Consider the following 18,377-nt stretch of genomic DNA (forward strand, 5'->3'; position numbering starts at 1 on the left):
ACCCGATCACCAGAGCCCCAATGCGGAATCGAACCGCAGACCTTCTCCTTACCATGGAGACGCTCTACCGACTGAGCTATTGGGGCGAGCGAGGAAGACATTACACGGTCCCTCGCCGATCGCCCAAATCCAATTCGGTCGCCCGCACCGGGGTCCCTCCCACCCTCCGGCGGGCCACTGCGGCGCCCCCCTGATCAGGCCCTTGATCAGCCCGTACGCCACCGTCGCGGACGGCATCGCCCGGCCCTGCGGCCCGCCTCTCGCCGCCCGCCCCGCAGGCCACATTCGTATGACTGATCCGCTCCTCCTCGGAGCGGCCCGGGCCCCCGCCTAGGCTCGGCGCACCGTGTGTGATCTTGTTTCCCCTCCAGGAGCGGCGCGATGCCCGAAAGCCCCAGCGACGCGCCCGCGCTCCTCCTCAGCGGGGCGCGGCTCGACGACGGGCGCACCGTCGACGTGCGGATCGGCGGCCCGCGCATCGAGGCCGTCGGGGCGGCGGGCAGTCTCACCACCCGGGGAACCCGTCTGGACCTGCGCGGCTACCTCCTGCTGCCCGCCCCCGCCGAGACCCACGCCCACGCCGACACCGCGCTCACCGGTGCGGCGGGAGGTCCGCCGTCGCACCGGCCCGAGGACATCCGGCACCGTGCCACCGAGGCCGCTCTGCTCCAGCTCAGCCACGGTGCCACCGCGCTGCGCGCGCATGTGCGCGTCGGCGATGTGCGGGGCCTCGGCCCCCTCGAAGGCGTCCTGGCGGCCCGCGGGTCCTTGCGGGGGCTCACCGAGCTGACCGCGGTCGCCGTGCCCCGGCTCCTCACCGGCGCCGCGGGTGCGCACGGCCTCGCCGTACTCCGTGACGCCGTGGAAGCGGGGGCGGGTGTGATCGGCGGCTCGCCCGACCTCGACCCGGACCCGGTCGGCCACGCCGAGGCGGTCCTGGACCTCGCTACCGCCCACGGCCTGCCCGTCGACCTGCACACGGACGGTGACGACCCCTTCTTGCTCGACCGGCTGACCGCCGTGGCCGCCGGACACCGCCCGGGCGTCTGCCTCGGCCCCTGTGCGGGCCTCTCACGGCTTCCGGACGACGTGGCGGCCCGTGCGGCCGACCGGCTCGCCGCCGCCGCCGTGACCGTGGTCTGCCTCCCCCAGGGCGGCTGCTCCGGCGCCCGGCTCCGTGGTGCGCCGCCCGTACGGCTGCTGCGCGCCGCAGGGGTGCGGGTGGCGGCGGGCAGCGGGGCCCTGCGCGACCTCTCCAACCCGGTCGGCCGCGGCGATCCCCTGGAGGCGGCGTATCTGCTGGCCTCACGGGAGGGGCTCGCCCCCGTACACGCCTACGACGCCGTCTCCACCGCCGCCAGAGCGGCCATGGGCCTGCCGGACGTACGCGTCGAGGCCGGCTTCCCCGCCGAGCTGCTCGCGGTGCGGGGGGACGGTCTGGCCGGGGCGCTCTCCCTCGCGTACGGCGGGCCTTGAGCGGGAGCGCGCACCGGGGCGTACGGTCGGAGGCATGCGCATTGTCATTGCAGGTGGACATGGTCAGATCGCGCTGCGGCTCGAGCGGCTGCTCGCCGCGCGCGGTGACGAAGCGGTGGGCGTCATCCGCAACCCGCAGCAGAGCGAGGACCTGAGGGCGGCAGGTGCCGAACCCGTCGTCCTCGACCTCGAATCGGCGTCGGTGGAGGAAACTGCGGAGGTCCTTCGCGGGGCGGACGCGGTGGTCTTCGCGGCAGGCGCCGGCCCCGACAGCGGCTCGGCACGCAAGGACACGGTGGACCGCGGAGCGGCCGTGCTCTTCGCGGACGCGGCGGAGATGGCGGGCGTGCGGCGCTACGTCGTGGTGTCGTCCATGGGCGCCGACCCCGACCACACCGGCGACGAGGTCTTCGACATCTACCAGCGGGCCAAGGGCGAGGCGGACGCGTACGTACGCTCCCGGAGCGGTCTGGACTGGACGGTCCTGCGCCCCGGGATGCTCACGAACGACGCCGGCACCGGCCAGGTCCTGCTCGCCGCGTCGACGGGCCGGGGCCCGATCCCCCGCGACGACGTGGCGGCGGTGCTGTTGGAGCTGCTCGACACCCCGGCGACGGCGGGGCTGACGCTGGAGCTGATCAGCGGGGCCAGGCCGGTGGCGGTCGCGGTGAAGGACATCGCGGGGAACTGAACCGGGCTGCCGCGGGTTCTTGACGTGGGGCGATCGGGGTACACGCCCTGGAGTTACCGACCCGCGGCTTGGAGCCTGACATGCATCTCACCTACTCGGCTCTGAAGCAGGAGCCCGCGGGCGGCATCGCGGGCTGGGCCACCGGACTCGTCGACACCATGGGCGGCCCGGGAGCCGGTCTGGCGATCGCCCTGGAGAACCTCTTCCCGCCGCTGCCGAGCGAAGTGATCCTGCCGCTGACCGGGTTCGCCGCAGGGCAGGGAGTCCTCAGCCTGGCCTCGGCGCTGTTCTGGACCACGCTCGGCTCGGTCGTGGGAGCCGTGGTCCTCTACTGGATCGGCGTGTCCTTCGGCCGCGAGCGCATGCACACCCTCTGGGGGAAGCTGCCGCTGGTGAAGGCCTCCGATCTGGAGCGCACGGAGCAGTGGTTCGCGAAGCACGGCACCAAGGCGGTCTTCTTCGGCCGCATGGTGCCGCTCTTCCGTAGCCTCATCTCCGTCCCCGCGGGCGTGGAGCGCATGCCTGTGCACGTCTTCGTCGTGCTGACCACGCTCGGCAGCCTGATCTGGAACTCGGTCCTGGTGATGGCCGGTTACTGGCTGGGCGACCGGTGGGAGACCGTGGAGACGTACGTCGGGTTCGCCTCCAAGGCCGTACTGGTCCTGGTGGTCGTGGCCGTCGCGACGTACGTGGCCCTGCGGCTGCGCGGCGCCGACCGCGCGCAGCACCGGCGCAGTTCGTGACCCCGGCGGCGACCGGGCCGTCCGGCGGCCCTGCCGCGAGGCGTTCCGGACCCGGAGCGTCCGCGGGATAGCGTCGGGCGCATGGACGGTGGCCTTGATCGCCGAGGTTGGCTCCCCTGCTACCTCAGCGGGGCGGTGTTCGCCGTGTGCATGGCGGGGACCACCCTGCCGACGCCTCTCTACAGCCTCTACCAGGACAAGCTCGGGTTCTCCGAGCTGACGGTGACCGTGGTGTACGCCGTGTACGCCTTCGGTGTCATCGGGGTGCTGCTGCTGGCGGGAAACGCCTCCGACGCGGTGGGCAGACGCCCTGTGCTGCTGTGGGGCCTGGGCTGTGCGGCGGCGAGCGCCGTCTGCTTCCTGTGCGCCACCGCTCTGGGCTGGCTCTACGCGGGGCGGCTGCTGTCGGGCCTGTCGGCCGGCCTGTTCACCGGGGCGGCCACCGCGTACGTCATGGAGCTTGCGCCCGGCAAGGGCTCGCCCAGGGCCTCGTTCGTGGCGACGGCGGCCAACATGGGCGGCCTGGGCTGCGGCCCGCTGCTGGCCGGAGTCCTCGCGCAGTACGCGCCCTGGCCGCTGCACCTGCCGTTCGTCGTGCACCTGGTGCTGCTGGCCGTCTCGGCGGTCGTCCTGTTCCGCCTGCGGGAGACCGTGGGCGAGCGGCGGCCCCTGAGCGCGGTCCGCCCGCAGCGGCCAGGGCTGCCGCCCGAGGTCCGGGCGGTGTTCGGACCGGCGGCGCTCGCTTCCTTCGTCGGGTTCGCGCTGTTCGGGGTGTTCACCTCGGTCAGCCCGGCGTTCCTCGCCCAGTTCCTGGACGTGGACAACCACGCGGTGAGCGGGCTGATCGTCGCGCTGGCCTTCTTCGCCTCGATCGCCGGTCAGTCGGTGGTCGGCCGGATCGGTGAGCGGCGGTCCCTGCCGCTGGGCTGCGCCGGCCTCCTCGGCGGACTGGCGCTGCTCGCGGCCGCACTGTGGTGGCAGATGCTGCCCCTGGTCGTGCTGAGCGCACTGCTCGGCGGCGGGGGCCAGGGGCTGGCCTTCAGGGCGGCCCTGTCCCAAGTGGCCGCGGCATCACCCGCGGACCGTCGGGCGGCGGTCATCTCGGCACTGTTCGTGGTGGCGTACGCGGGCATCTCGCTGCCGGTGATCGGAGTGGGCGTCCTCTCCGGTCACATCGGCCTCCAGGACGCGGGGCTGATCTTCATCGCGTGCATGGCCGCCCTGGTCATCTGTGCCGGCGCCTACCTGCTGCGACTCCCGGCCGAGGACGGGACGTCAACTGTCCGACGAACCCGCGAGCAGCGTTCCCGCTGATCACAGGGCCCGGCCGTCCGCGGCGGGTGCGACTGTCGAACGACGGCCCGGCCGAGTCCCGGTGCGGCGAGCCCGCTCGGGGCCCGGTGTGCCCGAGTGGCCGTCACGTCACGTTCTCCACCTCCATCGATCGTCCGCCCCGGATCGAACGGCCGTCCGCTACCGTGGCAACTACCGGACAGGGCTGTCCGGTTGCTGCACGGGTGAACCCTGAAAGCCGTGCAGGGCGCCTCCGCGCCCCCGTACGGGCGACGCTGAATTCTCGGCCGGCGGGCTCCCCGCAGACAGGAAGAGTGATCCCCCCATGCGACGACTCCCGGTCCGGTCCCTCGCGGTGCTCGCCGCCGTCGGCACCCCGCAGCTTCGGACAGGACCATCCGCGCCCACCAGGTGATGCGGCTGACGAAGGTGCACGAAGAGACCGGGATGACCCTGCTGGAGGGCCCGGCCTTCGACGAGTCCGGCGATCTGCTCGTCGTCGACGTCACCGCCCCTGCGGGGAAGCCGAAAGTCATCCGTGTCGACGTCAGGAAGAGGACGGCACAGGCGGTCCATACGGACGGGCGAGGGGCTTACACGTCGGCACAGTTCAGCCCGCACGACGGCCGCCTCTACCTGACCGACTACGCCCACGGTGAGGTCGTCAGCCTGGCCCCGGACGGAAGCGACCCGCGGACCTTCTTCTCCGGAGATGTCGACGGAGCGCGGATGAACCCCGACGACATCGCCTTCGACGAGGAGGGCAACCTGTACGTCAGCGACTCACGCGGCCTGTCCACAGGCGATGCGCACGGGCGTGTGGTGCGGATCGAGCGGGACGGCGAGAAGGCCACCGTGCTGGCCGAGGGGCTCGCCGCGACGAACGGGATCTCCTTCGACGCGGACTACGCGGGATTGTGGATCAGCGAGCTGACGCAGAACCGGATCTCGTACCTCCGGCTCGACGGAAAGGGCGGAGTCGCTTCCCGGCACACCGCCGTCCGTGTGGACGGCGGAATCGCCCAGACCGACTCGATCGCCGTGGACGCGGACGGCAACCTCTACCAGGCGCTGCACGGCCGAGCGGCCATGGCCGTGTACGACAAACACGGCGAGCGCCTGGCGACCGTCGAGGTCCCCGCGCGCGCCAAGGGGCTCGAGTCTGCGACGAACGTGGCGATCACACCCGGCGGGACCAAGGCGTACATGACCGTCAGCGGACCGGCCGGCGGATACCTGTACACCTTCGACGCACTGGCGAAGGGGGTCCGGCAGTCCAACGGCGGCTGACACCCCCGCTCTCACCCCTCGAAAGGCCGCACCGGCCCCACCTCGACGCCGAGCAGCCGCCAGGCCGCTACCGCGCGGTGCTCCCGCACCTCGCGTGTGGGGCCGCCGACGGCGCCGGAGACCATGGCAACGGCGAGCATGAGGCCGTCCGGCGCACTCAGCCGGTGCCCCTCCGGCAGGAGCCGCCGCAGAGCGGACTCGACCCGGCCCGACAGGACCAGGGCGTGCGCGAGAGCTTCCGTGTGGCCGGTGGCCCCGTTGGCGTGCAACAGGCCCAGGAACGCCGCCGACTCCGTCAGGTGCCAGGTCAGCACGCCGAGGACGTCGGCGAAGGCCGCGTCCTCGGCGGCGGCCGCCTGTTCGACCTGCCGTACGTTCTCCTCCAGGACGGCGATCGCCACGGCCGTACGTCGGGAAAATGCCGGTACAGGACTCCTTGCCCGACCCCCGCACGACGGGCTATCGCGGAAAGCGGAGCGTCCAGCCCGTGGGTCGCGTAGATCTCCCGCGCGGCGACGATCAGAGCGTCCCGATTGCGGGCTGCCACCTTGGGCCCGTGGTTCGCGGGCCGCCGCTCGGCGGGCTCAAGGGGCTGGGCCATCCCGAAAGGCTACCGGCCGCCCTCCGGGGGCGGGCCTCCGCCGGCGGAGCCCTTGACGCCTGCGTTCCGTGCACAGTCGAAGGTGACCTGGAACTTCCTGATCGACGTCATCCGGTCATCGCCTTGGCGCGAGCTGCTCACCGAGCCCCCGAAGCGGCTGACTTCACGGTGCGGCCACTGTCATGTCACGAACGTGTCCTGAGCGCGATCAAGAGGCAACTGGTGCGACCGCATCGGCCATCCTGCGGGACGGAAAGCCACACGGACACAGTCGCCCAGCTCGCTCGCTCGCTACCCAGGGGCGACAGCCCCACGCAGAGGACAGACACCAGCATGCGCATTCGGAAGATCTCGGTAATGACCACGGCCGTGGTGGCCCTCGGCCTGGCACTGACGGCATGTAACGATGGCGCCGACAACGCTTCCTCCGTCACCAGCAGTGCATCAGCAGAGGCCGCGAGCACCCCCCAGTCCGACCCTGCGAGGAGCACGACTTCGGAAACGCCCGCCCAGTCCGACGAGAAGTGCACCGACCAGGTCGACTACGCGGGCGACCCGCGGCCCAACGCCGAGATCAACTCCATCGGCGAGAACACAGGCACCTGCCCGCCGGTCCAGAAGTCACCGTCCGACGAGAAGTGCACCGACCAGCTCGACTACGCAGGCGACCCGCGGCCCAACGCCGAGATCAACTCCATCGGCGAGAACACAGGCACCTGCCCGCCGGTCGAGCCGAAGTGAATAGCTGACCGTCGCTGAAGCCGGGCAGCGCCGGACCCTCCCATCGTGGTCTGGAGGCAGTACGGCGCTTCCGTGCGATGCGGGTGAGACAACGCGGGATACAGAGGCCGATCGGCGCACTCCGCGGCCCCGCGTGCACACACGCAGAAACCCCGCCCGACCTGCGGTTGAAGCAGGTCGGACGGGGTTTCCCGTCCTGTGGCGGCGCCAGGGTTCGAACCTGGGTAGGCTGAGCCGGCAGATTTACAGTCTGCTCCCTTTGGCCACTCGGGCACACCGCCTGGAACGACGCCTCGGATCCCGGTTGGGGGCTCCTTGGCGACGACGTAAACGATACCTGATGCCCAGGGGTGCTACGCCACCTGATTGATCAGCACCGGGTGCGCGCGACGGTGGCTAGGCTTTGGGCCGTACCCAACGCATACGACGCAAGGAGCCACACGTCATGGCCGACTCCAGTTTCGACATCGTCTCGAAGGTCGAGCGGCAGGAGGTCGACAACGCCCTCAACCAGGCCGCCAAGGAGATCTCCCAGCGCTACGACTTCAAGGGCACGGGGGCATCGATCGCCTGGTCCGGCGAGAAGATCCTTATGGAGGCGAACGGCGAGGAGCGGGTCAAGGCGATCCTCGACATCTTCCAGTCCAAGCTGATCAAGCGCGGGATCTCCCTGAAGTCGCTGGACGCGGGCGAGCCGCAGCTTTCCGGCAAGGAGTACAAGATCTTCGCCACGATCGAGGAGGGCATCTCCCAGGAGAACGCCAAGAAGGTGGCGAAGATCATCCGCGATGAGGGCCCGAAGGGCGTCAAGGCGCTGGTCCAGGGCGACGAGCTGCGGGTCAGCTCGAAGAGCCGCGACGACCTGCAGACCGTGCAGGCGCTGATCAAGGGCAAGGACCTCGACTTCGCGGTGCAGTTCGCCAACTACCGCTAAGCGGTCCGCTGCCGAGTGCAGCGGGTCGTGGACGAGGCGGGGCGGGGCGTGCCGGTCGGCATGACCCGCCCCGTTGCCATGTCCGACGGAGCTGTGCGGGAGCGGTTCAGCGGCGGTCGCGGGAGTTGCCGAAGAGCAGCCGGTAGGCGATCAGCAGGACGAGGGACCCGGCGATGGCGGCGACCCAGGTGGCCGTGTCGTAGAAGTCCGTGCTGATGGGCCGGTCGAGGAATCGGGACGACAGCCAGCCACCGAGGAAGGCACCCACGATGCCGATGAGGGTCGTGCCGATGATGCCGCCGGGGTCACGGCCCGGCAGAAGAAACTTGGCTATGGCGCCGGCCAGCAGCCCCAGGATTATCCAGCTGATGATGCTCATGTCCGCGAACCTACCCGTCACTTGTTCCTGCAAGCCAAGACGCCTGCGGGGACGGGTACGGTTGCCGGCCGGGCTATCCGTCTAGCGGGTGGCGAACGGCTGGTCCGTGCGGACGATCTCCTTGCCGAAGGGCATCAGCGAGACCGGGAGGAGCTTGAAGTTCGCGATACCCAGCGGGATGCCGATGATCGTGACGCACAGGGCGATGCCGGTGAAGATGTGGCCGAGCGCGAGCCACCAGCCGGCCAGGATCACCCAGAGGACGTTGCCGATGAGGGAGCCGCCCCCGGCGTCGTGACGGTCGACGACGGTGTAGCCGAAGGGCCATAGGGCGTAGACGCCTATTCGGAACGCGGCCACGCCGAAGGGGATTCCGATGATCGTGATGCAGAGCAGGAGCCCCGCGGCCATGTAGCCGAGGAACATCCAGAGTCCGCACAGGACCAGCCATATGACGTTCAGGATTGTCTTCACGGTCGATACCCTGCCATCTGCTCGAGTCGGGCGATGCGGTCGGCCATGGGCGGGTGGGTGGAGAACATCTTGGACATGCCCTGGCCGGGACGGAACGGGTTCGCGATCATCATGTGACTCGCGGTCTCGATCCGTGGTTCGGGTGGGAGCGGAAGCTGTCTGGTCCCGGCGTCGAGCTTGCGCAGCGCGGACGCCAGGGCGAGCGGGTCGCCGGTGAGCTGAGCCCCGGACGCGTCGGCCTGGTACTCACGGGAGCGGCTCACGGCGAGCTGGATCACGGAGGCGGCGAGGGGGCCGAGGATCATGACCAGCAGCATCCCCAGGATGCCGGGGCCCTCGTCGTCGTCCGACCGGCCCAAGGGGATGAGCCACGCGAAGTTGACCAGGAACATGACCACCGAGGCGAGGGCGCCCGCGACGGACGAGATGAGGATGTCGCGGTTGTAGACGTGGCTCAGCTCGTGGCCGAGGACCCCGCGCAGTTCGCGCTCGTCGAGGATCTGGAGGATCCCCTCGGTGCAGCACACGGCGGCGTTGCGTGGGTTGCGGCCGGTGGCGAAGGCATTGGGTGCCTGGGTCGGGGAGATGTAGAGCCGGGGCATGGGCTGGCGGGCCGCCGTCGAGAGTTCCCGGACGGTGCGGTAGAGCTGCGGGGCCTCGAATTCGCTGACCGGGCGTGCCCTCATGGCGCGCAGGGCGAGCTTGTCGCTGTTCCAGTACGCGTAGGCGTTGGTGGCGAGCGCGACGAGGAGGGCCACGATGAGGCCGGTCCGTCCGAAGAAGCTGCCGATGACGATGATGAGGGCCGAGAGGCCCCCGAGGAGTACAGCGGTTTTCAGCCCGTTGTGCCGGCGGTGCACGGTACGCCCTCCAAGTGGTGCAGCAGGGGAACCCTTGCTCGGTGGTGCTCCACTCCCCAGTGGAGCCTCCCTTACGGGTCAACGCGAGGCGACGAGAGCTAGTTCCCTTGTGCGAGGTGGCCGGGGGCACATGCGGCAGGGGCGGATCCGGGTGGATCCGCCCCTGGGCCGTACGGGTGGAGGTGTCCGCGCGGGCCTGTACGGGCCGGCGGACGCGGGTCAGCGCTGGGCGGGGAGTCCCGCGAGCGCACGGGCCTCGGCGTCCGGCTCGACGTCGCTGGTGCAGTGGCCGCAGCGGGTGGCGATGGAGGGGATCTCGGTGAAGCAGCGGGGGCAGTCACGCAGGGCGGCCTTGATGTCGGCCTTCTGCTCCTCCTCCTTCGCGGTGAAGCGGTTCTGCACCTTGGCCATGGGCAGGACGACCAGGAAGTAGAGGACCGCCGCGGTGATGAGGAAGGCGATCGCGGCGCTGACGAAGAGCCCGTACGGGAACTTCACGCCGTCGATGCTGTAGGACGCCTTGGTGAAGTCGCCGGTGCCACGGGTGAAGACTCCGATCAGCGGAACGATGAACGCGTTGCTGAAGCCGGTGACCACGGCGGTGAAGGCGGCACCGACGGCGAGGCCGATGGCCATCGAGATGACGTTCCCGCGGAGGATGAAGTCCTTGAACCCGTTCAGCACCGCTCTGGCTCCTCTGTTCTCTTCTTGTGCGTGCTCGTCCCGCGCCCCTGTCTTCGCGAGGCGTGCACACACGACCATGCCCTGTGCGTGGCTGCAGGGGCAAGCTCGCCGTACCTGGTCAGAAGAGGCTGACGGCGGCGAAACGGAGGATGAGCTGGGGGGCACCGGAGAGTGTGATTCCGGCTACGGCGGTGAGGGTGATCGCCAGCGTGAGCGGGACGGGGATCCGGTGCCTGTGCGCCGTGGGTGCGGTTTCTGACGCCTCTGTCGCCGTGTCGGTCTCCGGGGTTCGGAAGAGCGCGGCGGTCCACCGCAGGTAGTAGTAGAGCGCGATCACCACGTTGACGGCCATGACGACGGCGAGCCAGCCGAGCCCGGCGTCGACTGCGGCGGAGAAGACCGTGACCTTGGCGAAGAGGCCGATGATGCCGGGCGGCAGGCCGGCCAGGCAGAGCAGGAAGAAGCCCATGGCCAGCGCGGCCAGGGGGCGGGTGGCGTACAGGCCGCGGTAGTCGGCGATGCGGTTTCCCGGGTGGGTACGGGCGACGAGGGCGGCGACCGCGAAGGCCCCGAGGTTCACCACCGCGTACATCAGGGCGTAGGCGACAGTGGAGCCGATGCGGTCGCCCCCGGAGTACGCGGCGGCGGCGATCGGGACGAGGAGGTAGCCCGCCTGGCCGACGGACGACCAGGCGAGGAGGCGTACGGCGCTGCGGGTGCGGGTGGCGTTCTGCCGGAGCGCGGCGACGTTGCCGACGGTCATGGTGAGCGCGGCGAGGACGGCCAGGGCGGGGCCCCAGACGTCGGCGTACGACGGGAAGCCGATCACCGTGACGAGGATGAGGCCGGAGAACCCGACGGCCTTGCCGACGACCGAGAGGTAGGCGGCGATGGGGAGCGGGGCTCCCACGTAGGTGTCGGGGACCCAGAAGTGGAAGGGCGCGGCAGCCGTCTTGAATGCGAAGCCCACGAGGGTGAGGACGACGCCCGCCTCGGCGAGGGTGGTGAACCTGCCCGGTACGTCGTCGAGGCGGGCGGCGATCTCCGTGAGGTGCATGGTGCCGGTGGTCGCGTAGACGAAGCTGACGCCCAGGAGCATGACGGCGGTGGCGACGACGGAGGAGAGGAAGAACTTCAGCGCCGCTTCGGAGGAGCGGCGGTCACCGCGCTTGATGCCGACGAGGGCGAACGCGGGGAGCGAGGCGACTTCGAGGGCGACGACGAGCGTGGCGAGGTCCCGCGCCGCGGGAAGCAGTGCGGCACCCGCGGCGGAGGCGAGGAGCAGGAACCAGAACTCGCCGGCGGGGAGCTTGCGTGTGTCGCCGATCGAGAGCAGCGCGGTGAGCAGGGCCCCGCCGAGCACGAGCGCCTGGATGACGAGCGCGAAGTGGTCGGCGGTGTAGCTGCAGGCCTGGGCCCCGCCGGTGAGGCAGAAGGTGGACCGGTCTCCGGCTCGCAGCGGGACGAGCACGGCAAGCGCGGCGACGAGTCCGGCGACGGCCCCGTAGCCGAGGAGCGGCTTGTGCCGTTCGCTGGTGAAGAGGTCGGCGACGAGGACGAGCAGGGCCACGGACGCCGCGATGACCGGGGGCGCGATCGCGAGCCAGTCGACGGACTGGACGAGGCTTGCCGCCCCGGTTGCGCTGTCGGCTGCCACGGTCACGACTTGCCTCCTGCGAGGAGCTTCTGCACGGCCGGGTCGGTGAGGCCGAGGAGGACGGCGGGCCAGAGTCCGGCGAGGACGGTGAGGGCCGCGAGGGGGGTCCAGGCGGCGAATTCGTAGGTCTGGATGTCGGCGACCGGGTGCGGCTCTTCGCGCATCTCGCCCATGCAGACGCGGCGTACGACGATGAGCATGTAGGCGGCGGTGAGCAGGGTGCCGAACGCGCCGATGGACATGAAGGTGAGGAAGGCGGGGCGGCTGAGCCCTTCGGCGGGGTCGAAGGCGCCGAACAGGGTCAGCATCTCGCCCCAGAACCCGGCGAGTCCGGGGAGCCCGAGCGAGGCGACGGCGGCGAAGGCGAGGAGGCCGCCGAGCCGGGGCGCACGGCCGTAGAGAGCGGCCCCGGTGGCGCCGGCGAGGGTGTCGAGGTCGGCGGTGCCGTAGCGGTCCTTGACGGCGCCGACCAGGAAGAACAGCAGGCCGGTGATGAGGCCGTGGGCGATGTTCGCGAAGAGCGCGCCGTTGACGCCGGTGGGAGTCATGGTCGCGATGCCGAGCAGCACGAAGCCCATGTGGCCCACGGAGGAGTAGGCGATGAGGCGCTTGAGGTCGCCCTTGGCGCCGGGCCGGGCGAGTGCGAGGCAGGCGAGGGAGCCGTAGACGATCCCGACGACGGCGAACGCCGCGAGGTACGGCGCGAAGGTCCGCATCCCGTCGGGAGCGACGGGGAGCAGGACGCGGACGAATCCGTACGTCCCCATCTTCAGCATCACCCCGGCGAGGAGGACGGAGCCGACCGTCGGGGCCGCGGTGTGGGCGTCGGGCAGCCAGCTGTGCAGGGGCCACATCGGGGTCTTGACGGCCAGGCCGATCCCGACGGCCAGTACGGCGATGACCTGCACGGATGCGGTGAGGCCCCGGCCGTTGTCAGTGGCGAGTGCCACCATGTCGAAGGTGCCGCTCTTCAGTCCGATGAGGAGCAGCCCCAGCAGCATGATCACGGAGCCGAGCAGCGTGTAGAGGATGAACTTCCAGGCGGCGGGCTGCTTCCGGTCGCCGCCCCAGCGGGCGATGAGGAAGTACATCGGGATGAGGACCATCTCGAAGGCCAGGAAGAACAGCAGCAGGTCGAGGACGGCGAAGGTCGCGAGGGTGCCGGACTCCAGGACGAGGACGAGTGCGACGAAGGCCTTCGGGGAGGGGCCTGCGGGGAGCTTGAAGTAGCTGTAGAGCGCGCAGAGGAAGGTCAGCAGCGCGGTCAGTACGAGAAGGGGGAGCGAGATGCCGTCGGTGCCGAGGTGGATCCGGACGTCGAGTGCCGGGATCCAGCTGATGTCGGTGGTGGCCTGCATCTTCGACGGATGGTCGTGGTCGAAGCCCGCGGCGAGGACGAGCACGGCGAGGAGTACGGCGCCGGTGACGGTCACGCCATGGCGGAGCACGGCCTGGTCGGGGTTCCTGCCCTTGAGCCCGGGCGGAGCGGGCAGGAGCGCGGCGGCCGCGCCGAGGAGCGGGACGACGACGACGAACGCCAGGAGGAACTGCATCACGGATGCGCTGATATCGAACACGGCTCACGCCCCGGCGTAGACGTTGGCAAAGACGACGGCGGCGATCGCCAGGACAAGGGTTCCGGCGAGCAGTGCGCCGAGGTAGGTCTGCACGTTGCCGGTCTGGGCGCGGCGGACCAGGGTTCCGAGTCCGCGGGCGATGTTGCCCGAGCCGCGTACGTAGGTGTCGACGACCTCACGGTCCAGGAAGCGGACGAGCCGTGCGGCGGCCCCGACGGGGCGCACGAAGAGCGCCGTGTACAGGGCGTCGAGGTGGAAGCCGGTGACCGCGTGGCGGTGCAGTGGTCCCAGCAGGAGCCTGCCGGGGTCCGTGGGGTCGGGGGCGTCCGCGATGGTCCCGTACACCGCGGTGTGCGAGGCGATCGCCTCGGCCTCCACGAGGGCGGGTTCGGCGTCGGGGTGTGCGGCGACCGCACCGACCGGGGGACGGTCGGCGTGCGCCGTCGTGTGGCGCCACGCCCCGTAGGTGACGAGTCCGCCGACGAGTCCGACGCCGGTGGAGAGGACGGCGGTCGTGAGGGAGGGGGCGAGGCTGTGTCCGTCGAACCAGTCGATGAGGACGCCGGTGGTGAGGCCGAAGGCGATGGTGGGGACGGCCAGGACCCAGAGGACGGAGGTCATCGCGACGGGCTGCCTGCCGTGGTCGGCGGCCTCGGGGCCACGCCCGCGGAACGCCAGGAGCCACAGCCGGGTGGCGTAGGCGGCGGTGAGGACGGCGGCGGCGAGTCCGGCGACGAGGATCGTCCAGCCGGCGGCGGCCGGGGCGACGTCGCGGTCCCCGAAAGCGGTGTGCTCGGCGGCGACGAGGACCGCTTCCTTGGAGAAGAAGCCGGCGAAGGGGGGAATTGCGGCGAGCGCCAGGAGGGCGACGGTCATCGTCCAGTAGGCGTCCGGGATGCGCTTGGCCAGCCCGCTCATGCGGGACATCGCGGCGAGTGAGTTGGTGCCCGTCGAGTGGATGACGACGCCCGCCGCGAGGAAGAGGACAGCCTTGAACGCACCGTGGGACATGAGGTGGAAGACGGCGGCCCCACGGTCGCCGACGGCCAGGGCCCCGGACATGTAGCCGAGCTGGCCGATCGTGGAGTAGGCGAGGACGCGCTTGATGTCGTCCTGTGCGAGTGCGGCGAGTCCGGAGCCGATCATCGTGACGGCCGCCATCACGGCGAGGACGACGAGGGCGGCGCCGGAGGCGGCGAAGACGGGGAGGAGCCGGGCCACGAAGTAGATGCCGGCGGCGACCATCGTCGCGGCGTGGATCAGCGCGGAGACGGGGGTGGGGCCGGCCATCGCGTCGGGCAGCCAGGTGTGCAGGGGGAACTGCGCGGACTTGCCCGCGACGCCGGCGAGGAGCAGCAGGGCGATGAGGGTGGGGTGTTCGAGTCCGCCGTTGTTGACGGCGGCCAGGATGCCGGTGATGCGGAAGGTGCCGGTGTCGGCGGCGAGTGCGAACAGGCCGATGAGGAAGGGGACGTCGCCGAGCTTGGTGACCAGGAACGCCTTGAGGGAGGCCGCGCGGGCTTCGGGGGTCTCCCAGTAGTGGCCGACGAGGAAGTACGAGCAGATGCCCATGATCTCCCAGCCGACCAGGAGCACCATGAGGTCGCCGGAGTAGACGACGAGCAGCATCGCGGAGGTGAAGAGGGAGACGAGGGCCGCGTACGAGGGGTAGCGCGCGTCGTTCTTCAGATAGGCCGTCGAGTAGATCTGCACGCAGGTGGCGACGAGCCCGACGAGGACGGCGACGAGGACGGCGAAGCCGTCCAGGTGCAGCGCCAGGTCGACCGGGACCGACCCGGTGGGGGTCAGCTGGGTCGCGGCGTCGATGGGCCGGCCGCCGCCCTGGCGTGCGGCGACGACGGCCGCGATGACGGCGGCGGCGAGGGTCGGCAGCACGGCGAGGGGGCGGACGAAGCCGGGCGCGGTCCGCCCCAGGAGGAGTCCGGCGGCGGCGCCCAGGAAGGGGAGGAGCGGGACGAGGACGGCGAGGGTCGTGGTGGTCACGCGGTGGCCTCTGCCTTCTTTGCCTTCCCTGCCGGAGCAGTGGCCTGGTCTGCGGTGGTGTCCCGGGCGGCAACGCCGTCGAAGTCGTCGGGGAGCGTTTCGGCGTCGTCGGTCTCCGCGGTGTCGCGGAGACGGTCGATGTCCGCGCTGCCGCGGTTGCGGTAGACGGCCAGGACGATCGCGAGGCCGATGCCGATCTCGGCCGCGGCGATGGCGATCGTGAAGAGGGTGAGGGCCTGGCCGGAGTGGAGCGCGTCGCGGAGCCAGACGTCGAAGGCGACGAGGTTCAGGTTGACGGCGTTGAGCATGAGCTCGACGGACATCAGGACGAGGATCGCGTTGCGGCGGGCCAGTACCCCGTACAGCCCGGTGCAGAAGAGGAGGACGGCGAGGACCGCGGGATAGGCGAGGTGCATCAGCTCTTGTCCTCCCGGTTCACGGTCGGCCGTTCCCGCCGGTCGTCGCCGCCCTGCGGCCCGCTGGGGCCCTGCACACCGTTACTGCCCTGTCGGCCGCCGCCGCCGCGACGGTCCTGCGTGCCTTGCCCGCCCTGCGGGTCCTGGCGGTCCTTGCGGGAAATGACGATCGCTCCCACGAGGGCGGCGAGCAGCAGGACGGAGAGCGCCTCGAAGGGAAGCACCCAGTGCCGGAAGAGGAACTCTCCGGACGCCTTGGTGGAGCCCTGGGCGGGACCGTCCAGATCGATCCAGGTCGTACGGAACGCGTCGACCACGACCCAGACGAGAGCCCCTGCGGCGGCGAGGGAAGCGCCGAGGGCGATCCAACGGTTGCCCGAGTCGGCGTCCGGGGAACGGCCGATGGGGGCTCTGGTGAGCATCAGTCCGAAGAGGAGGAGGACCACGACGGAACCGACGTAGATCAGTACCTGCACCCAGGCGATGAACTCGGCCGTGAGCAGGAGGTACTCCACCGCCACACCGCCGAGCGCCACGACGAGCCACAGGGCGGCGTGCACGAGTTGCTTGGTGGTGACGGTGATGAGGGCTGCGCCGAGGGTGGCGAGCCCGACCAGGACGAAGGCGATCTCGACGCCGTTCGGTGAGAGGAAGCCGGGGTGGCCGGCGGTGGCCGCGAGGGTCACTCCTGGCCCTCCTGTTCCGCTGTCCGGGTCGGCTGGGCCTCTTGAGCTGCCTGAGTCTGGGCCTCCTGGGCCTGGAGCTTGTCCGCCGTCTTGCGGGCTGCCGCGATCTCCTTGGGCTCCTCGGCCGCCGGGTCGAGGGCGGGCGGTTCGGGGACGGTCCACATCCACTCGCGGAGCTTGTCGCGCTCGTGGGTGAGTTCGTGGATGTCCGTCTCCGCGTACTCGAACTCGGGTGACCAGAACAGCGCGTCGAAAGGACACACCTCGATGCAGATTCCGCAGTACATGCACAGCGCGAAGTCGATCGCGAAGCGGTCCAGGACGTTGCGGCTGCGCTCGCGGCCGCCCGGTGCGGCCGGGGGCACCGTCTCCTTGTGGGAGTCGATGTAGATGCACCAGTCGGGGCATTCACGGGCGCACAGCATGCAGACCGTGCAGTTCTCCTCGAACAGACCGATGACGCCCCGGGTGCGGGGCGGCAGTTCGGGCTGGACGTCCGGGTACTGCGCGGTGACCGTTCGCTTCGTCATGGTCCGCAGGGTGACGGCCAGACCCTTGGCCAGGCCTGAGCCGGGAATCGGGGGCACTAGTTGATCGCCACCTTCACGATGCCGGTGAGCGCGATCTGCGCGAGGGCGAGGGGGATGAGCGTGGTCCACGCGAGCTTCTGCAGCTGGTCCTCGCGCAGACGGGGGTAGGTGACCCGGAGCCAGATGACGACGAACGCCAGAACACCCGTCTTGAGCAGGGTCCAGACCCAGCCGAGCCCGTCGGCGCCCAGCGGTCCGTGCCATCCGCCGAGGAAGAGGACGGTCGTCAGACCGCACAGGACGACGATTCCGGCGTACTCGGCGAGCAGGAACAGGGCGAAGCGGAGACCCGTGTACTCGGTGTACGCACCGAAGATGATCTCGGAGTCGGCGACCGGCATGTCGAAGGGCGGGCGCTGGAGTTCGGCGAGCCCCGCGACGAAGAAGACCAGCGCGCCGACGATCTGCCAGGGCAGCCACCACCACTCGAAGGCGTTGAGGATGCCGGGGAGCGAGACGGTACCGGCCGCCATGGCCACGGATGCGGCGGCGAGCAGCATCGGCAGTTCGTAGGCGAGCAGCTGCGCGGCGGTGCGGAGACCGCCGAGGAGGGAGAACTTGTTGGCCGAGGCCCAGCCCGCCATCAACGAGCCGAGAACTCCGACGCCCATGACGGCGAGCACGAAGAAGATGCCCGCGTCGACGACCTGCCCGACCGCTCCCTCGCCGGGGCCGATCGGGATCGCCACGATCACGAGGAGGTACGGGAGCAGGGCGACGGCCGGGGCCAGCTGGAAGATCCGGCGGTCCGCGTCGGCAGGTACGACATCTTCCTTCTGCGCGAACTTCACCCCGTCCGCGACGAGCTGGGCCCAGCCGTGGAAGCCACCCGCGTACATGGGGCCGAGGCGGCCCTGCATATGGGCCATGACCTTGTGTTCCGCCTGCCCCACGACGAGGGGGACCACCATGAACACGGCAAAGACGATGACGAGGCGGAGGGCGACGTCGAGTACGTCGTTCACGCGGTATCGCCTCCGGCGGGGCGGTCGGAATCGGCGGAACGGTCCTGGTCGGCGGAACGGTCCGGATGGGCGGGACGGTCCTGGTCGGCGGAACGGTCCGGATGGGCGGAACGGTCCTGGTCGGCGGGACGGCCGGTCCGGGAGGGGGAGTCGGGGCCGGACTCGGATTCACGGCCGGAGCCGCTGTCCGGGTCGCGGTCGGCGTCGCCCTGCGCAGGCGCGTCCGAAGGCGTCCCTGGCTCGGCAGCCGGTGCGGCCTCCGTCTGCTGCCCCTGCTCCGGCGACGGCGACTGCTCGGGCTCCGGCTCCGGCTCCG

17 protein-coding genes, 2 tRNA genes and 3 pseudogenes are annotated in these 18,377 nt (G+C 70.7%); 7 read left to right on the forward strand and 15 right to left on the reverse strand.

From position 1 onward, the window contains the following. Nucleotides 1-13: 13 nt before the first annotated feature. Nucleotides 14-86, reverse strand: a tRNA-Thr gene (locus BFF76_RS05390). Nucleotides 87-381: 295 nt separating this feature from the next. On the opposite strand from BFF76_RS05390, the gene BFF76_RS05395 reads away from it, so the two are divergent. The 5 genes and pseudogenes from BFF76_RS05395 (at nucleotide 382) to BFF76_RS05415 (ending at nucleotide 5,493) form a co-directional block, all read left to right on the forward strand. Next, nucleotides 382-1,476, forward strand: coding sequence for an amidohydrolase family protein (locus BFF76_RS05395; protein ID WP_107418394.1), 1,095 nt, complete (start codon nucleotides 382-384; stop codon nucleotides 1,474-1,476). Nucleotides 1,477-1,510: 34 nt separating this feature from the next. Next, complete coding sequence (locus tag BFF76_RS05400; RefSeq protein ID WP_031096308.1) at nucleotides 1,511-2,167, forward strand: SDR family oxidoreductase; 657 nt, start codon at nucleotides 1,511-1,513, stop codon at nucleotides 2,165-2,167. 80 nt (nucleotides 2,168-2,247) lie between these two features. Next, complete coding sequence (locus BFF76_RS05405) at nucleotides 2,248-2,910, forward strand: DedA family protein (RefSeq protein WP_031096306.1); 663 nt, start codon at nucleotides 2,248-2,250, stop codon at nucleotides 2,908-2,910. 81 nt (nucleotides 2,911-2,991) lie between these two features. Further along, entirely contained in the window at nucleotides 2,992-4,224 is a 1,233-nt protein-coding gene (locus tag BFF76_RS05410) for an MFS transporter (protein WP_065847430.1), read from the forward strand. A gap of 304 nt (nucleotides 4,225-4,528) precedes the next feature. Then, nucleotides 4,529-5,493 (forward strand): annotated as a pseudogene (locus BFF76_RS05415) (SMP-30/gluconolactonase/LRE family protein). 11 nt (nucleotides 5,494-5,504) lie between these two features. On the opposite strand, the pseudogene BFF76_RS05420 reads toward BFF76_RS05415, so the two are convergent. After that, nucleotides 5,505-6,094: pseudogene (locus BFF76_RS05420) on the reverse strand (TetR/AcrR family transcriptional regulator). A gap of 357 nt (nucleotides 6,095-6,451) precedes the next feature. Here BFF76_RS05420 and BFF76_RS05425 point away from each other — a divergent pair. Then, the gene (locus tag BFF76_RS05425; RefSeq protein WP_234351866.1) at nucleotides 6,452-6,835 is read left to right on the forward strand and encodes a hypothetical protein; all 384 of its coding nucleotides are present in this window, start codon (nucleotides 6,452-6,454) and stop codon (nucleotides 6,833-6,835) included. A 199-nt stretch (nucleotides 6,836-7,034) separates the two neighbouring features. On the opposite strand, the gene BFF76_RS05430 is transcribed toward BFF76_RS05425, so the two are convergent. Beyond that, nucleotides 7,035-7,116, reverse strand: a tRNA-Tyr gene (locus BFF76_RS05430). A 164-nt stretch (nucleotides 7,117-7,280) separates the two neighbouring features. Between BFF76_RS05430 and BFF76_RS05435 the strand changes: the two genes are divergently transcribed. After that, nucleotides 7,281-7,769 (forward strand): YajQ family cyclic di-GMP-binding protein, encoded by a 489-nt coding sequence (locus tag BFF76_RS05435; RefSeq protein WP_031092980.1) that lies wholly within the window; start codon nucleotides 7,281-7,283, stop codon nucleotides 7,767-7,769. A 106-nt stretch (nucleotides 7,770-7,875) separates the two neighbouring features. Here BFF76_RS05435 and BFF76_RS05440 read toward each other — a convergent pair whose 3' ends face one another. From BFF76_RS05440 to BFF76_RS32865, 12 genes and pseudogenes are all read right to left on the reverse strand, one after another. Next, the gene (locus tag BFF76_RS05440; protein ID WP_053930260.1) at nucleotides 7,876-8,148 is read right to left on the reverse strand and encodes a GlsB/YeaQ/YmgE family stress response membrane protein; all 273 of its coding nucleotides are present in this window, start codon (nucleotides 8,146-8,148) and stop codon (nucleotides 7,876-7,878) included. Between the two features lie 81 nt (nucleotides 8,149-8,229). Next, nucleotides 8,230-8,622 carry a YccF domain-containing protein gene (locus BFF76_RS05445; RefSeq protein ID WP_031092984.1) on the reverse strand — a complete coding sequence of 131 codons (393 nt, stop codon included), beginning with the start codon at nucleotides 8,620-8,622 and terminating at the stop codon, nucleotides 8,230-8,232. After that, entirely contained in the window at nucleotides 8,619-9,482 is an 864-nt protein-coding gene (htpX, locus tag BFF76_RS05450) for a zinc metalloprotease HtpX (protein ID WP_031092986.1), read from the reverse strand. The genes BFF76_RS05445 and htpX overlap by 4 nt, the downstream gene beginning before the upstream one ends. A gap of 219 nt (nucleotides 9,483-9,701) precedes the next feature. Beyond that, entirely contained in the window at nucleotides 9,702-10,166 is a 465-nt protein-coding gene (gene mscL / locus BFF76_RS05455; protein WP_031092987.1) for a large conductance mechanosensitive channel protein MscL, read from the reverse strand. 118 nt (nucleotides 10,167-10,284) lie between these two features. Next, nucleotides 10,285-11,829 (reverse strand): NADH-quinone oxidoreductase subunit N, encoded by a 1,545-nt coding sequence (locus BFF76_RS05460; protein WP_053930258.1) that lies wholly within the window; start codon nucleotides 11,827-11,829, stop codon nucleotides 10,285-10,287. After that, nucleotides 11,826-13,376: a complex I subunit 4 family protein gene (locus BFF76_RS05465; protein WP_031092991.1), complete on the reverse strand. Its 1,551-nt coding sequence runs from the start codon at nucleotides 13,374-13,376 to the stop codon at nucleotides 11,826-11,828. Before BFF76_RS05465 ends, BFF76_RS05460 begins: the two co-directional genes overlap by 4 nt. A gap of 27 nt (nucleotides 13,377-13,403) precedes the next feature. Beyond that, on the reverse strand, nucleotides 13,404-15,404 hold the full coding sequence (locus BFF76_RS05470; protein WP_031092992.1) for an NADH-quinone oxidoreductase subunit 5 family protein: 2,001 nt from the start codon (nucleotides 15,402-15,404) through the stop codon (nucleotides 13,404-13,406). Then, nucleotides 15,401-15,820 carry an NADH-quinone oxidoreductase subunit NuoK gene (nuoK, locus tag BFF76_RS05475; RefSeq protein ID WP_065847432.1) on the reverse strand — a complete coding sequence of 140 codons (420 nt, stop codon included), beginning with the start codon at nucleotides 15,818-15,820 and terminating at the stop codon, nucleotides 15,401-15,403. Before nuoK ends, BFF76_RS05470 begins: the two co-directional genes overlap by 4 nt. Then, nucleotides 15,820-16,506 carry an NADH-quinone oxidoreductase subunit J family protein gene (locus BFF76_RS05480; protein ID WP_078850583.1) on the reverse strand — a complete coding sequence of 229 codons (687 nt, stop codon included), beginning with the start codon at nucleotides 16,504-16,506 and terminating at the stop codon, nucleotides 15,820-15,822. Before BFF76_RS05480 ends, nuoK begins: the two co-directional genes overlap by 1 nt. Next, complete coding sequence (locus BFF76_RS05485; protein WP_031092996.1) at nucleotides 16,503-17,093, reverse strand: NuoI/complex I 23 kDa subunit family protein; 591 nt, start codon at nucleotides 17,091-17,093, stop codon at nucleotides 16,503-16,505. Before BFF76_RS05485 ends, BFF76_RS05480 begins: the two co-directional genes overlap by 4 nt. Further along, complete coding sequence (locus BFF76_RS05490; RefSeq protein WP_053930256.1) at nucleotides 17,093-18,061, reverse strand: complex I subunit 1/NuoH family protein; 969 nt, start codon at nucleotides 18,059-18,061, stop codon at nucleotides 17,093-17,095. Before BFF76_RS05490 ends, BFF76_RS05485 begins: the two co-directional genes overlap by 1 nt. After that, a pseudogene (locus BFF76_RS32865) lies at nucleotides 18,058-18,377 on the reverse strand (hypothetical protein); the annotation flags it as partial. The gene BFF76_RS05490 and the pseudogene BFF76_RS32865, both read right to left, overlap by 4 nt.

The sequence above is a fragment of the Streptomyces mutomycini genome, from assembly GCF_001700505.1.
Classification (GTDB): Bacteria; Actinomycetota; Actinomycetes; order Streptomycetales; family Streptomycetaceae; genus Streptomyces; species Streptomyces mutomycini.